We start from the raw sequence: 15,184 nt of genomic DNA on the forward strand, positions 1-15,184 counted from the left end.
CCCCCGGCCCACCCCCTGCGCCGCTGCACGTTCCACGATCGCCCGCACGCGAACGTACCGACGACGAGGAGACGCCGATGGCAGCAGCCATCACGACCCTCGCGGCAGACGCCCCGACGCTCTCCGCCGCGAACACCGGGTTCATGCTCATCTGCTCCGCCCTGGTCATGCTGATGACCCCGGGACTCGCCTTCTTCTACGGGGGCATGGTCCGCGTCAAGAGCAGCCTCAACATGCTGATGATGAGCTTCATCAGCCTCGGGATCGTCACGATCCTGTGGGTCCTCTACGGCTTCAGCATCGCCTTCGGCGCCGACACCGGCGGAGTGATCGGCTGGTCCTCCGACTACCTCGGCCTCAGCGGCATCGGCATCACCGAACTGTGGGACGGCTACACCATCCCCGTCTACGTCTTCGCCGTCTTCCAGCTCATGTTCGCCGTCATCACCCCCTCGCTGATCAGCGGCGCCCTCGCCGACCGCGTCAAGTTCAGCGCCTGGGCCCTGTTCACCGCCCTGTGGGCCACCGTCGTCTACTTCCCCGTCGCCCACTGGGTCTGGGCCCCCGGCGGCTGGCTCTTCGAGCTCGGCGTGATCGACTTCGCGGGCGGCACCGCCGTCCACATCAACGCGGGCGCCGCCGCCCTCGCCGTCATCCTCGTCATCGGCAAGCGCGTCGGCTTCAAGAAGGACCCGATGCGCCCGCACAGCCTCCCCCTCGTCATGCTCGGCGCCGGCCTGCTGTGGTTCGGCTGGTTCGGCTTCAACGCCGGCTCCTGGCTCGGCAACGACGACGGCGTCGGCGCCGTGATGTTCGTCAACACCCAGGTCGCCACCGCCGCCGCCATGCTCGCCTGGCTCGCCTACGAGAAGCTGCGCCACGGCTCCTTCACCACCCTCGGCGCCGCCTCCGGCGCGGTCGCCGGCCTCGTCGCCATCACCCCCGCCGGGGGATCCTGCTCCCCGCTCGGCGCGATCGCCATCGGCGCCATCGCCGGCCTGCTGTGCGCCATGGCGGTCGGCCTCAAGTACAAGTTCGGCTACGACGACTCCCTCGACGTCGTCGGCGTCCACCTCGTCGGCGGCATCGCAGGCTCCCTCCTCGTGGGCTTCTTCGCCACCGGCGGCGTCCAGTCCGACGCGGCCGGCCTCTTCTACGGCGGCGGCCTGGAACAGCTCGGCAAGCAGGCCGTGGGCGTCTTCTCCGTCCTCGCCTACTCTCTCGTCGCGTCCGCCGTGCTCGCCCTCCTCCTCGACAAGACGATGGGGATGCGGGTCACGGAGGACGACGAGGTCTCCGGCATCGACCAGGTCGAGCACGCCGAGACCGCCTACGACTTCAGCGGGGCCGGAGGCGGCGCCTCCGTCCGGAGCACCGCCCACACCGCAGCCCCCGCTGCCGCCGCGAGCAAGAAGGTTGACGCATGAAGCTGATCACCGCGATCGTCAAGCCGCACCGGCTGGACGAGATCAAGGACGCCCTCCAGCGGTACGGAGTGCAGGGCCTGACCGTCTCCGAGGCCAGCGGCTACGGCCGCCAGCGCGGCCACACCGAGGTCTACCGCGGTGCCGAGTACACCGTGGACCTCGTTCCCAAGATCCGCATCGAGGTCGTCGTCGAGGACGACGACGCCGAGTCGGTCATGGAAATCCTGGTGAAGGGCGCCCGCACCGGCAAGATCGGTGACGGCAAGGTGTGGAGCGTTCCCGTGGACGCCCTCATCCGCGTCCGCACCGGCGAGCGCGGCGCCGAAGCGCTCTAGCGACGGGAGAACCTGGGTGACGAGCGTCGAAGAGACCACAGGCACCTCCGACCCCGGACCCAGCGGCTACGCCGCGGCCCGGCTGCGGCTCCTCCAGGAGGAGCCGCGGTCCGGGCCCTCGCGGCGTTCCGCGCTGGCCGGGCTGACCGACGACTGGCTGAACGCCCTGTTCACCACCGCCGCGCGGGAGACCGGCGTACGCGGCGCCGCCCTCGTGGCCGTCGGCGGCTACGGACGCGGCGAACTCTCCCCGCGCAGCGACCTCGACCTGCTCCTCCTCCACGACGGCAAGGCCGCCCCCGCCGACCTGGGCCGCCTCGCCGACCGCATCTGGTACCCCGTCTGGGACCTCGGCCTCTCCCTGGACCACTCCGTCCGCACCCCCGGCGAGGCCCGCAAGACCGCCGCCGAGGACCTCAAGGTCCACCTCGGACTGCTCGACGCCCGCCCCGTCGCCGGCGACCTCGGCCTCCTCACCGGCCTGCGCACCTCCGTCCTCGCCGACTGGCGCAACCACGCCCCCAAACGCCTGCCCGAGCTGCACGCCATGTGCCGCGAACGGGCCGACCGGGCCGGCGAACTGCGCTTCCTCCTCGAACCCGACCTCAAGGAGGCCCGCGGCGGCCTGCGTGACGTCACCGCCCTGCGCGCCGTCGCCGCCTCCTGGCTCGCCGACGCCCCCCGCGAGGGACTCGCCGACGCCCGGCGCCGGCTCCTCGACGCCCGCGACGCCCTCCACCTCGTCACCGGCCGCGCCGGCGACCGGCTCGCCCTCCAGGAACAGGACCAGGTCGCCGCCCGCCTCGGCCTCCTCGACGCGGACGCGCTGCTCCGCGAGGTCTACGAAGCCGCCCGCACCGTCGCCTACGCCGCCGACGTCACCTGGCGCGAGGTCGGCCGCGTCCTGCGCGCCCGCGCCGCCCGGCCCCGGCTGCGCGGACTCCTCGGCACCCGCGCCGCCACCCCCGAACGGGCCCCGCTCGCCGAGGGCGTCGTCGAGTCGGACGGCGAGGCCGTGCTCGCCCTGGCCGCCCGCCCCGAACGCGACCCGGTCCTCGCCCTGCGCCTCGGCGCCGCCGCCGCCCAGGCCGGGCTTCCGGTCTCCCCGCACGCCGTACGCCGCCTCGCCGCCCAGAGCCGCCCGCTGCCGGTGCCCTGGCCCGCCGAGGCCCGCGAACAGCTCCTCACCCTGCTCGGGGCGGGGGAGCCGACGGTCGGCGTCTGGGAGGCCCTGGAGGCCGAGGGCATCATCTCCGCCCTCCTGCCCGACTGGGAACGGGTCCGCTGCCGCCCCCAGCGCAACCCCGTCCACACCTGGACCGTCGACCGGCACCTCGTGGAAACCGCCGTCCGCGCCTCCGCCCTGACCCGCCGCGTCGGCCGCCCCGACCTGCTGCTCATGGCCGCCCTGCTGCACGACATCGGCAAGGGCTGGCCCGGCGACCACTCCGCGGTCGGCGAGACCATCGCCCGCGACACCGCCCTCCGCGTCGGCTTCGGCCCGGCCGACGCCGGCGTCCTGGCCACCCTGGTCCGCCATCACCTGCTGCTGGCCGAGACCGCCACCCGGCGCGACCTCGACGACCCCGCCACCGTCCGCTCCGTCGCCGAGGCCGTCGGCACCCCCGGCACCCTGGAACTCCTGCACGCCCTGACCGAGGCCGATGCACTCGCCACCGGCCCCGCCGCCTGGTCGGCCTGGCGCGCCTCCCTGGTCGCCGACCTCGTCCGGCGGGTCGCGGCCGTCCTCGGCGGGGCCGCCGTCCCCGGACAGCCCGACCCGGCGCCCTCCGCCGAGGAGGAACGCCTCGCGGTGGAGGCCCTGCGGACCGGGGAACCCGTCCTCGCCCTGCACGCGCGGCACGAGGAGGACGCCGTCGGAGTGGAACTGGCCGTCGCCGTCCCCGACCAGCCGGGCGTCCTGCCCGCCGTCGCCGGCGTCCTCGCCCTGCACCGGCTCACCGTCCGCGCCGCCGACCTGCGCGCACTCGAACTCCCCGGCCACCTCGGTGAGGCCCTGGTGCTCCACTGGCGGGTTGCCGCCGAGTACGGCTCCCTCCCCGAGGCCGCACGGCTCCGCGCCGATCTCGTCCGGGCCCTGGACGGCTCCCTCGACGTCTCCGCGAAGCTCGCCGACCGGGAGGCGGCGTACCCGCGGCGGCGCGGGGTGGTCCCGCCGCCGCCCCGGGTCACCGTGGTCCCGGAGGTGTCCGCGCTCGCCACCGTGCTGGAGGTGCGGGCGCCGGACGCGGTCGGGCTGCTGCACCGGATCGGGCGGGCCCTGGAGGGGGCTGGCGTGCGCGTCCGCAGCGCGCACGTCTCGACGCTGGGCGCGAACGCCGTGGACTCGCTGTACGTCACGTCCGTCGAGGGCAAGCCCCTCGACCCCGCCGACGCGTCCACGGTGGCCGCCACCCTCACCACGGCCCTGTCGTAGCCATCCCGACGCAGCCGCAGCCGCAGCCGCAGCCGCAGCCGCAGCCGGAGCCGCCGTCGTCGCCGGCCTGCCGCTGCGCAGCCGTGGCCCACCCCGCCCCCCGAAACCGCGCGCTCCGCCCCGGGCCCTGTTCCGGGCGCTGTCGCCCGGTGCGCCCGGACGCCGCGCGGGCCGGACTTCCCGGCCAGAAGGCGCTTGAGGCGCGGGGTCCGGGGCGGATCCCCGACCTCCGGCCCGGCCGGCGCCTGGGGCGCAGGGCTGCAGCAGGGCCCCGTGGCGGCGGAGCCCGTGTCCGGTACGGCGGGAAGGGACGGGGCAGGGGAGGAAAGACGCCCGCAGGGCCGGGTAGGCGGCCGGGACCGATACCCTGGGGTACGACCACACCGCCCCCGACCCGAGGAATCGCGACCACCGTGTTCGATACGCTTTCCGACCGCCTCAGCGCGACCTTCAAGTCCCTCAGGGGCAAGGGCCGCCTCTCCGAGCAGGACATCGACGCCGCGGCGCGGGAAATCCGTATCGCCCTCCTCGAGGCGGACGTCGCCCTCCCGGTCGTCCGCTCCTTCATCGCGAACGTCAAGGAGCGCGCCCGCGGCGCGGAGGTCTCCAAGGCGCTCAACCCGGGCCAGCAGGTGCTCAAGATCGTCAACGAGGAGCTGGTCTCGATCCTCGGTGGCGAGACCCGCCGCCTGCGGTTCGCCAAGACCGCCCCGACCGTGATCATGCTCGCGGGTCTCCAGGGTGCCGGTAAGACCACCCTCGCCGGAAAGCTCGGCTTCTGGCTGAAGGGCCAGGGCCACACCCCGCTGCTCGTCGCCTGCGACCTCCAGCGCCCCAACGCCGTCAACCAGCTGAACATCGTCGCCGAGCGCGCCGGTGTCGGTTTCTACGGCCCGCAGCCCGGCAACGGCGTCGGCGACCCGATCCAGGTCGCGAAGGACTCCATCGAGTACGCGCGCACCAAGCAGCACGACATCGTCATCGTCGACACCGCCGGCCGCCTCGGCATCGACGCCGAGATGATGCAGCAGGCCGCGGACATCCGCGACGCCGTGTCGCCCGACGAGATCCTGTTCGTCGTCGACGCGATGATCGGTCAGGACGCGGTCAACACCGCCGAGGCCTTCCGCGACGGCGTCGGCTTCGACGGCGTGGTGCTGTCGAAGCTCGACGGCGACGCCCGCGGTGGTGCCGCGCTCTCCATCGCGCACGTCACGGGCAAGCAGATCATGTTCGCGTCGAACGGCGAGAAGCTCGACGACTTCGACGCGTTCCACCCCGACCGCATGGCGGGCCGCATCCTCGACATGGGTGACATGCTCACCCTCATCGAGCAGGCCGAGAAGACCTTCTCGCAGGCCGAGGCCGAGAAGATGGCGGCCAAGCTCGCCAAGGGCCCGAAGGAGTTCACGCTCGACGACTTCCTGGCCCAGATGGAGCAGGTCCGCAAGATGGGCTCCATCTCGAAGCTCCTCGGCATGCTGCCGGGCATGGGCCAGATCAAGGACCAGATCAACAACATCGACGAGCGCGACGTCGACCGCACCGCCGCGATCATCAAGTCGATGACCCCGGCCGAGCGCCAGGACCCGACGATCATCAACGGCTCGCGCCGCGCCCGTATCGCCAAGGGCTCCGGTGTCGAGGTCAGCGCGGTCAAGAACCTCGTGGAGCGGTTCTTCGACGCCCGCAAGATGATGTCCCGCATGGCCCAGGGCGGCGGGATGCCCGGTATGCCGGGCATCCCGGGCATGGGCGGCGGCCCCGGCCGGCAGAAGAAGCAGCCCAAGCAGGCCAAGGGCAAGCGCAAGAGCGGCAACCCGATGAAGCGCAAGCAGGAGGAACTGGAGGCGGCCACCCGCCGCGAGCAGGCCGCGCAGGGCGGCCCGGCCGCCGCCGGCAGCCCGTTCGGCCTGCCGGCCGGCGGCCAGTCGGGCCAGGAATTCGACCTGCCGGACGAGTTCAAGAAGTTCATGAAGTAGTCCGTGCACCACTGCGTGACGTTCATGAAGTGGTTCGCGGGGAGGCGCTGAGCCTTCTGTACGGGCCCCGGCCGCGGGATGCGGCCGGGGCCCGCGTGCGTCCGGAAGCCGTGGTCCGGAATATCGCTTATGGTCGGCCGGGGGGACGGCAGTAAGGAGGCCACGGTGCCCAGCCCCACTCCCGCGCCGCCCCGCGACCGGGCCGACACCCCCTGGCGGTCCGAGGGCGCGCCGCCCAGCCCGCAGCCGAGGAAGCGGATGCCCGGCGGCCGGCGCGGGCTGATCCTCGCGGCCCTGGTCGTCTTCCTGGTGACCAACCTGGTGCTGTCGTTCTTCAACGAGGGCGACGAGCCGACGATCTCGTACACCGAGTTCAGCAAGCAGGTCGCGGCCGGGAACGTCTCGAAGATCTATTCCAAGGGCGATGCCATCCAGGGCGAGCTGAAGGCCAAGCAGCCGCTGCCGCCGGACGGTGGCAAGGACAAGGGCGACTACACCAAGTTCGTCACCCAGCGGCCGGCCTTCGCCGAGGACGACCTGTGGGCCGACCTCACCCGGCAGAACGTGAACGTGACGGCCTCCCCGGTCGTCGTGCCGCGCAGCTTCCTGGCCAACCTGCTGCTCTCGCTCGCCCCCATGCTGCTGCTGATCCTGCTGTGGGTGTTCATCGCCCGCCGGATGGGCTCGGCGATGGGCGGCGGCCTCGGCGGGCTGGGCCGCAAGGCGCCGCCGCGGCCCGTGGAACTCCAGGAGGGCGCGAAGCGCACCACCTTCGACGACGTGGCGGGCATCGACGAGGTCGCGGGCGAGCTGAACGACGTCGTCGACTTCCTGAAGGACCCGCAGCGGTACCGCCGGATGGGCGCCCGGATGCCCGGCGGCGTGCTCCTCTCGGGCCTGCCCGGCACGGGCAAGACGCTGCTGGCACGCGCGGTCGCAGGCGAGGCGGGCGTGCCGTTCTTCTCCGCGTCGGCGTCCGAGTTCATCGAGATGATCGTCGGTGTCGGCGCCTCCCGGGTCCGGGAGCTGTTCGCCGAGGCGCGCAAGGTCGCGCCCGCGATCATCTTCATCGACGAGATCGACACCATCGGCCGGGCGCGCGGCGCCGGCGGCGGCATCGGCGGCCACGACGAGCGCGAGCAGACCCTCAACCAGATCCTGACCGAGATGGACGGCTTCTCCGGCTCCGAGGGCGTGGTCGTGATCGCCGCGACCAACCGGGCCGACGTCCTGGACCCGGCCCTCACCCGGCCCGGCCGGTTCGACCGCACGGTGACGGTCTCCCCGCCCGACAAGAGCGGCCGCCTGGCGATCCTGCGCATCCACACCCGCGACATCCCGCTCGCCCCGGACGTGGACCTGGAGCACGTGGCCGCCACGACGCCCGGCATGACCGGTGCCGAGCTCTCCAACCTCGCCAACGAGGCCGCCCTGCTGGCGGTCAAGCGGGGGCGGGACGAGGTCACGAGGGCCGACCTCTCCGAGGCCCTGGAGAAGGTGCAGCTGGGCGCGGAGCGGCCGCTCGTCATGCCGGAGGAGGAGCGCCGGCGCACCGCATACCACGAGAGCGGGCACGCGCTGCTCGGCATGCTCCAGCCGGGCGCCGACCCGGTCCGGAAGGTCACGATCGTGCCGCGCGGCCGGGCGCTCGGCGTGACCCTGTCCACGCCGGAGGCGGACCGCTACGCCTACACCGAGGAGTACCTGCGCGGCCGGATCATCGGCGCCCTGGGCGGCATGGCGGCCGAGCACACCGTGTACGACGTGATCACCACGGGGTCCGAGAACGACCTGGAACAGGCCACCGGCCTCGTCCGCGGCATGGTCGGCCGGTGGGGCATGAGCGAGCGCATCGGCCGCCTCACCGCGATCCCGTCGGACCCGCAGAGCCCGTACGGACTGGTGGCGGCCCCTGCCACGCTCGACGCGGTGGACCACGAGATGCGGCGGATCGTGGACGAGTGCTACATGGAGGCCTGCCGCCTGCTGCGCGAGCACCGGCCGAAACTCGACGCCCTCGCCGAGGCCCTGCTGGCGAACGAGACGTTGGACGAGGCTGCCGCGTACGCCGCGGCCGGCATCCCGCGCCTGGCCAAGTGACCTGCGCAGCGCCGGCCGGAGGCGGCCGCCCGCGCGGTCAGGGCACGCGGGCGATCACGTAGCGGAAGATGTTCGGCAGCCAGACGGCGCCGTCGGCCCGCTCGTACGGGTGAAGGGCCTCGGCCAGTTCCTTCTCGACCTGCGCCGGGTCGCACGAGCGGTCGTACAGCCCGGTCGAGAGCAGGCCGCGCACCGCGCTGTCCGCGTCGGCGTACCCGAAGGGGCAGAACACCCGGCCCGAGCCGTCGGGCACCAGCCCGGCCGCCTCCACCACCGCGTCCAGGTCCTGAGGGACCGGCCCGCAGCCGTGCACCGCCGGCACGGTGCAGCGCTCCGCCGGGCCCCAGCCGGCCAGGACCACCGCCCCGCCGCGCCGGACGGCGGGCAGGGCCGCGGCCAGGGCGGCGGGCGAAGTGGAGAAGCCGAGCAGCACGTCGTACGGCCGGACGCCCGCCGGCGTCGTCGCCGCCACCTCCAGCAGGCGTTCGCGCGCGAGCGCCCGCCGGGCCGGGTCCGCCTCCACGCCCGTGGCGGCGGCTCCCCGCCCCTCGGCCAGCAGCAGCGCCAGCCCGGCTCCGCAGTCCAGGCCGAGCAGCCGGTCGCCCGGCCCGATCTCCAGCCGGTCGAAGACCGCCTCGTACAGCGGTACGAGCATCCGCTCCTGGATCTCCGCCCAGTCCCGGGCGGCGAGTGTCGGCGTCGGCGTCGGTGTCATCGAAAGAGCGCTCCTGATTCCTTGTCGCCCCCTTGCCCCGTTGCCAGAGAACTCCCCATTCGCCCCCGCGTCCAGAGGAGTGCGCCACCCGATTCACGGATCGAGTGTCCGGCGCCGTACCATTCGCGCCATGGCAAAGGCTCCCGTTCTCACCCCCCAGGCGGAGGATTTCCCCCGCTGGTACCAGGATCTGATCAACAAGGCCGAACTGGCCGACAACGGCCCAGTGCGCGGCACGATGGTCATCCGACCGTACGGCTACGGGCTGTGGGAGCGGATGCAGCAGGAGATGGACGCCCGCATCAAGGAGTCGGGCGCCCAGAACGCGTACTTCCCGATGTTCATCCCGCAGGCCTACCTGACCAAGGAGGCCGAGCACGTCGAGGGCTTCGCCCCGGAGCTCGCGGTCGTCACCCACGGCGGCGGCAAGGAGCTGGAAGAGCCGGTCGTCGTCCGCCCCACCTCCGAGACGATCATCAACGACTACTTCTCGAAGTGGGTGCAGAGCTACCGCGACCTGCCCCTGCTGATCAACCAGTGGGCCAATGTGGTCCGCTGGGAGATGCGACCCCGCGTCTTCCTCCGTACGAGTGAGTTCCTCTGGCAGGAGGGCCACACCGCCCACGCCACGTACGAGGACGCCCGCGACTACGCCGCGCACATCCACCGGAACGTGTACGGCGACTTCATGACCAACGTGCTCGGCATCGACGTCGTGCTCGGCCGCAAGACCCCCAAGGAGCGCTTCGCCGGCGCCATCAACACCCTCACCCTCGAGGGCATGATGGGCGACGGCAAGGCCCTGCAGATGGGCACCAGCCACGAGCTCGGCCAGAACTTCGCCAAGGCGTTCCACACCTCCTACCTGTCCAAGGAGGGCAAGCAGGAGCTGGTCTGGCAGACCTCCTGGGGTGTCTCCACCCGCATGGTCGGCGGTCTGATCATGTCCCACGGCGACGACAACGGCCTGCGGGTCCCGCCGCGCCTGGCCCACGTCCAGGTCGTCGTCATGGCGATCAAGGGCGACGAGGCCGTGGCCAAGGTCCGCGAGCTCGGCGACCGCCTGAAGGCCGCCGGCCTGCGGGTCCGCGTCGACGACCGCGTCGACATCCCGTTCGGCCGCCGCGCCGTGGACTGGGAGCTCAAGGGCGTCCCGGTGCGCATCGAGATCGGGCCCCGCGACCTGGAGGCCGGCACCGCGATGCTGGCCCGCCGGATCCCGGGCGGCAAGGAGCCGGTGCAGATCGAGGCCCTGACGGACCTGCTGCCCAAGGTGCTGGAGGAGGACCAGGCGCAGCTGCTGCGCGAGTCCCGCGAGCGCCGGGAGTCCCGCACCACCGACGTGGCCACGCTGGAGGAGGCCGCCGAGGCCGCGGTCGCGGGCGGCTGGGCGCGGATCCCGTGGGACGTGCTGGGCCCGGAGGGCGAGGCCAAGCTGGGCGAGCAGGCCGTGACCGTGCGGTGCCTGATCGCCGAGGACGGGTCGGTCCCGGAGTCGGACGACGCCCCCGGTACCCTCGCGATCGTCGCGCGTTCGTACTGATCGCCGCCAGGTGATCGACACAGGGTGATACCGACGCAGCAGCCCCGGCGTGCGGCACGAGCCGCGCGCCGGGGCTGACGCGTTCCGGTCGCCGTTACGTACCGACTCCTCCTGGGATCGGCGCACCCGTCCTCGTCAGGACGCATCAGGCTGAACTGACTGGTACGTGCAAAAAATTTGGAATGGCCCGGAATCGGAACACCGAGGCCCCTCGGCTCGTTGTCACGACGTGAGCACGACACCACCTGTTCTCGCCGCAGAGCTGGCGCAGGCGTGGGCCGACATTCAGCGGCACCACCCCGAGCTGCCCGATCTTGCCGCCCCCGAATCCCTGATCGGAGAGTCCTCGTCCGCCTGCGGCGCCGAGCTCTCCTTCGAGCGACTGCTGCACGAGGCAGTCCACGGCATCGCCGCCGCCCGCGGAGTGCGCGACACCTCCCGGGCCGGCCGCTATCACAACCGCAGATTCCTCGCGATCGCCGAGGAGATGGGGCTGGACCACTCCGACGAGCCGCACCCGAGCAGCGGCTTCTCGCTGGTCACGCTCAACCCGGAGGCGAAGAAGCGCTACCGCCCCACCATGGAGCGGCTGCAGCGCGCGCTGAAGGCCCACACCGTCGCGACGGCTGCGGACACCAAGCGCAGCTTCCGCGGGCCGGCTGCACGGCACGGCTCCTCGGGCGGTGGCGTGCGCGTCAAGGCCGTCTGCGACTGCGGACGCAACGTGCGGGTGGTCCCCTCCGTCCTGGCGCAGGCGCCGATCGTGTGCGGCGGCTGCATGAAGCCGTTCCGCATCCCCGAGGTCGCCGTGACCGCCGCCGCGTCCTGAGCCGGCGGCGCGCGGCGCCGCGGCACGGTGTGCCACTGACCACCGGGCCCGGGGAGGAGGCGCCGTCGGCATGTGGCACAATGACAAGCTGTACTCGACAGTCGCACAGGACCCCTCTCTCCTCCGGCTGACGCGTCCATCGGGCATCCGAGTACCGCAACCCCACGTGGCATCTCAAAGTGCCCCACCACGTCAAGTTCAGGAGACACCACTCCAGTGGCAGTCAAGATCAAGCTCAAGCGCCTCGGCAAGATTCGCTCTCCGCACTACCGCATCGTCGTCGCCGACGCCCGCACCCGCCGGGACGGCCGCGCGATCGAGGAGATCGGCATCTACCAGCCGACCTACAACCCCTCGCGCATCGAGGTCAACGCCGAGCGCGCGCAGTACTGGCTGTCCGTCGGCGCCCAGCCGACCGACGCCGTCCTCGCCATCCTGAAGCTGACCGGCGACTGGCAGAAGCACAAGGGCCTGCCGGCCCCGGCGCCGCTGCTGCAGCCGGCCACCAAGGAAGACAAGCGCCGCTCCTTCGAGGAGTTCGCCAAGGCCCTGGAGGGCATCGGCGAGACCAAGGGCGAGGCCATCACGCAGAAGAAGAAGGCCGACAAGAAGGCGGACGAGGCTGAGGCCGCCGCCGAGTCGACCGAGGCCTGAGCATGCTCGAGGAGGCTCTTGAGCACCTCGTAAAGGGCATTGTGGACAACCCCGACGACGTGCAGGTCGCCTCGCGCAACCTGCGGCGCGGGCAGGTGCTCGAGGTCCGGGTCCACCCGGACGACCTCGGGAAGGTGATCGGCCGCAACGGCCGCACCGCACGTGCCCTGCGAACCGTCGTGGGCGCCATCGGCGGCCGCGGGATCCGCGTCGACCTGGTCGACGTGGACCACGTCCGCTGAGCAGTTGAATCACCGGCACGGGCCGGGGAGGGCACGCGTGCCCACCCCGGCCCGTCGTCGTCTGGACAGGAGAGACAGACAGTGCAGCTGGTAGTCGCGCGGATCGGCCGCGCCCACGGGATCAAGGGTGAGGTCACCGTCGAGGTGCGCACCGACGAGCCGGAGCTGCGGCTCGCTCCCGGTGCCGTCCTGCTGACGGAGCCGGCCGCCACGGGGCCGCTGACCATCGAGACGGGCCGGGTACACAGCGGGCGCCTCCTGCTGCGGTTCGAGGGCGTCAAGGACCGCAACGGCGCCGAGGCGCTGCGCAACACCCTGCTGATCGCCGAGGTGGACCCGGCGGAGCTGCCCGAGGAGCCCGACGAGTACTACGACCACCAGCTGATCGACCTGGACGTCGTCCTGGAGGACGGCACCGAGGTCGGCCGGATCACCGAGATCAGCCACCTGCCCTCGCAGGACCTGTTCATCGTCGAGCGGGCGGACGGCTCCGAGGTGATGATCCCCTTCGTCGAGGAGATCGTCGCCGAGATCGATCTGGAGGAGCAGCGCTGCGTCATCACCCCGCCGCCCGGGCTGATCGACGACCGTGCCGAAACCGTCTCCTCGCGGGACAACGGGGAAGAGTCCTGATGCGGCTCGACGTCGTCACGATCTTCCCCGAGTACCTGGAGCCGCTGAACGTCTCCCTCGTCGGCAAGGCGCGCGCCCGCGGGCAGCTCGGCGTGCACGTCCACGACCTGCGCGACTGGACGTACGACCGGCACAACACCGTCGACGACACCCCGTACGGCGGCGGTCCCGGCATGGTGATGAAGACCGGGCCGTGGGGCGAGGCCCTCGACGAGGCCCTGGCCGACGGGTACGAGGCCGGCGACCACGGGCCCGTCCTGGTCGTGCCCACGCCCAGCGGCCGGCCGTTCACCCAGGAACTCGCCGTGGAGCTCTCCGAGCGGCCCTGGCTGATCTTCACCCCCGCCCGCTACGAGGGCATCGACCGCCGTGTCATGGACGAGTACGCCACGCGCATGCCGGTCTACGAGGTCTCCATCGGCGACTACGTCCTGGCAGGCGGTGAGGCCGCGGTACTCGTGATCACCGAGGCCGTGGCCCGGCTGCTGCCCGGCGTCCTCGGCAACGCCGAATCGCACCGCGACGACTCCTTCGCCCCCGGCGAGATGGAGAACCTGCTGGAGGGGCCCGTCTACACCAAGCCCCCCGAGTGGCGCGGCCGCGGCATCCCGGACGTGCTCCTCAGCGGCCACCACGGCAAGATCGCCCGGTGGCGCCGCGACGAGGCGCTGCGCCGGACCGCGCGGAACCGCCCGGACCTGATCGAGCGCTGCGAGGCGTCCGCGTACGACAAGAAGGACCGGGAGGTGCTCGGCACCCTGGGCTGGCAGCCGACCGCCGACGGCCGATTTTGGCGGAGGCCCCCGGCCGTGGAAGAATGAGCGGCTGCTGTGTGCTCGCGTGCGCCCCTGCCACAGGGGGACAGTCGTACGACGGGTGACGCGGCTCCCGAAGTCTCTACGAAAACCCGCACCGGCGACCTGTGGCGTCGTGCGAAGAAAGCAGACGAAGAACATGTCTCACCTGCTCGACGGCATCAACGCCGCCACGCTGCGCTCCGACGTCCCGGACTTCCGCCCGGGTGACACCGTCAACGTCCACGTCCGCGTCATCGAGGGCAACCGCTCCCGCATCCAGCAGTTCAAGGGTGTCGTCATCCGCCGCCAGGGCGCCGGCGTCTCCGAGACCTTCACCGTTCGCAAGGTCTCCTTCAGCGTCGGTGTCGAGCGCACCTTCCCGGTGAACTCCCCGATCTTCGAGAAGATCGAGGTCGTCACCCGCGGTGACGTGCGTCGCGCCAAGCTGTACTACCTCCGTGAGCTCCGCGGCAAGGCCGCGAAGATCAAGGAGAAGCGCGACCGCTGATCTCCTCTCCGGATCCAGGGGGAGGCCGGATAGGCTCCCTCCAATGGAAACCGAAGCAGAGCTCACTCGACGCGGCCGCTCCGCCCCCGACACGGGGGAGGAGCGGCCGCGTTCTGCTTTTGGCGGGGCGTCGGCCCGGGGGCTCGCCCGGCGCGGCCTGCGGGCGCTGCCGACCTGCCGCGGCGCGGCGGTGCTCGGCGTGCTGTGCACGGTCTTCCTGCTGCTGCTGAGCAACTTCGTGGTGCAGCCCTTCCTCATCCCGAGCAAGTCGATGGAGCCGACGCTGCAGGTCGGGGACCGGGTCCTGGTCAACAAGCTGGCGTACCGTTTCGGCGATCAACCGCGGCGCGGGGACGTGGTCGTGTTCGACGGCACCGGCTCCTTCGTGCAGGAGTCGCCCGCGGACAACGCCCTCGCAGGGTTCGTGCGCAGGGCGGTTTCCGCCCTCGGGATCGGCGAGCCGTCCGAGACGGACTTCGTCAAACGGGTCGTCGGGGTCGGCGGCGACGACGTGGTGTGCTGCGACGCCGACGGACGGATCAAGGTCAACGGGATGCCGGTGGACGAGCCGTACCTGTACCCGGGGGACACGCCGTCGAAGGTCCCGTTCCGGATCGTGGTGCCCCTGGGGACCCTGTGGGTCATGGGCGACCACCGTTCCCAGTCCCGTGACTCGCGGGACCACCTGGGCGAGCCCGGCGGAGGGATGGTGCCGGTGGAGAAGGTGATCGGGCGGGCCGACCGGATCGGCTGGCCGGTCTCGCGCTGGGGTACGACCGGCCCACGCGGCGGAGGGACGGCAGGCGGCGGCCATGGGTAGCCGCGGACGGTCCCGCGGGCGAGGCCGCACCGACCGGGTCAGCGCCGCCGACCTGCTGCGCGACGACGGGGCACGCACCGGCCGGGCGCGCGGCGAGGGCACGCGCGGCGACGGCACACGGGGTGAGGGCACTCGCGGTGAGGGCTGTCTCTTATACAAACC

General features: G+C 72.3%; 14 protein-coding genes. 13 read left to right on the forward strand and 1 reads right to left on the reverse strand.

What is annotated here, in order from left to right; all coding sequences use genetic code 11:
• Positions 1-77 precede the first annotated feature (77 nt).
• The 5 genes from HYE82_RS23990 (at position 78) to ftsH (ending at position 8,281) form a co-directional block, all read left to right on the forward strand.
• Entirely contained in the window at positions 78-1,427 is a 1,350-nt protein-coding gene (locus tag HYE82_RS23990) for an ammonium transporter (protein WP_179176218.1), read from the forward strand.
• Positions 1,424-1,762 carry a P-II family nitrogen regulator gene (locus tag HYE82_RS23995; RefSeq protein WP_179176219.1) on the forward strand — a complete coding sequence of 113 codons (339 nt, stop codon included), beginning with the start codon at positions 1,424-1,426 and terminating at the stop codon, positions 1,760-1,762. Before HYE82_RS23990 ends, HYE82_RS23995 begins: the two co-directional genes overlap by 4 nt.
• A 16-nt stretch (positions 1,763-1,778) precedes the next feature.
• Positions 1,779-4,199 carry a [protein-PII] uridylyltransferase gene (locus HYE82_RS24000; protein ID WP_179176220.1) on the forward strand — a complete coding sequence of 807 codons (2,421 nt, stop codon included), beginning with the start codon at positions 1,779-1,781 and terminating at the stop codon, positions 4,197-4,199.
• A 413-nt stretch (positions 4,200-4,612) separates the two neighbouring features.
• A complete protein-coding gene (gene ffh, locus HYE82_RS24005) occupies positions 4,613-6,181 on the forward strand; it encodes a signal recognition particle protein (RefSeq protein ID WP_179176221.1) in 1,569 nt (522 codons plus the stop codon).
• A gap of 129 nt (positions 6,182-6,310) precedes the next feature.
• On the forward strand, positions 6,311-8,281 hold the full coding sequence (gene ftsH / locus HYE82_RS24010; RefSeq protein ID WP_179176222.1) for an ATP-dependent zinc metalloprotease FtsH: 1,971 nt from the start codon (positions 6,311-6,313) through the stop codon (positions 8,279-8,281).
• Positions 8,282-8,318: 37 nt separating this feature from the next.
• Here the strand turns inward: ftsH and HYE82_RS24015 are convergent, their stop codons facing one another.
• A complete protein-coding gene (locus tag HYE82_RS24015) occupies positions 8,319-8,996 on the reverse strand; it encodes a cyclopropane-fatty-acyl-phospholipid synthase family protein (protein ID WP_179176223.1) in 678 nt (225 codons plus the stop codon).
• A gap of 130 nt (positions 8,997-9,126) precedes the next feature.
• On the opposite strand from HYE82_RS24015, the gene proS reads away from it, so the two are divergent.
• From proS to lepB, 8 genes are all read left to right on the forward strand, one after another.
• On the forward strand, positions 9,127-10,539 hold the full coding sequence (gene proS, locus HYE82_RS24020) for a proline--tRNA ligase (protein ID WP_179176224.1): 1,413 nt from the start codon (positions 9,127-9,129) through the stop codon (positions 10,537-10,539).
• 229 nt (positions 10,540-10,768) lie between these two features.
• The gene (locus HYE82_RS24025; RefSeq protein ID WP_179176225.1) at positions 10,769-11,368 is read left to right on the forward strand and encodes a hypothetical protein; all 600 of its coding nucleotides are present in this window, start codon (positions 10,769-10,771) and stop codon (positions 11,366-11,368) included.
• A gap of 216 nt (positions 11,369-11,584) precedes the next feature.
• Complete coding sequence (gene rpsP / locus HYE82_RS24030) at positions 11,585-12,022, forward strand: 30S ribosomal protein S16 (RefSeq protein ID WP_179176226.1); 438 nt, start codon at positions 11,585-11,587, stop codon at positions 12,020-12,022.
• A 2-nt stretch (positions 12,023-12,024) separates the two neighbouring features.
• Positions 12,025-12,264: an RNA-binding protein gene (locus tag HYE82_RS24035; protein ID WP_031107040.1), complete on the forward strand. Its 240-nt coding sequence runs from the start codon at positions 12,025-12,027 to the stop codon at positions 12,262-12,264.
• Positions 12,265-12,345: 81 nt separating this feature from the next.
• The gene (rimM, locus tag HYE82_RS24040) at positions 12,346-12,897 is read left to right on the forward strand and encodes a ribosome maturation factor RimM (RefSeq protein ID WP_179176227.1); all 552 of its coding nucleotides are present in this window, start codon (positions 12,346-12,348) and stop codon (positions 12,895-12,897) included.
• Positions 12,897-13,718 (forward strand): tRNA (guanosine(37)-N1)-methyltransferase TrmD, encoded by an 822-nt coding sequence (gene trmD / locus HYE82_RS24045; RefSeq protein WP_179176228.1) that lies wholly within the window; start codon positions 12,897-12,899, stop codon positions 13,716-13,718. Before rimM ends, trmD begins: the two co-directional genes overlap by 1 nt.
• Positions 13,719-13,851: 133 nt before the next feature.
• Entirely contained in the window at positions 13,852-14,202 is a 351-nt protein-coding gene (rplS, locus tag HYE82_RS24050) for a 50S ribosomal protein L19 (protein WP_179176229.1), read from the forward strand.
• A gap of 43 nt (positions 14,203-14,245) precedes the next feature.
• On the forward strand, positions 14,246-15,022 hold the full coding sequence (gene lepB / locus HYE82_RS24055) for a signal peptidase I (protein WP_179176230.1): 777 nt from the start codon (positions 14,246-14,248) through the stop codon (positions 15,020-15,022).
• The last annotated feature ends 162 nt before the right edge of the window (positions 15,023-15,184 follow it).

It is taken from the genome of Streptomyces sp. BR123 (genome assembly GCF_013401435.1).
GTDB lineage: Bacteria > Actinomycetota > Actinomycetes > Streptomycetales > Streptomycetaceae > Streptomyces.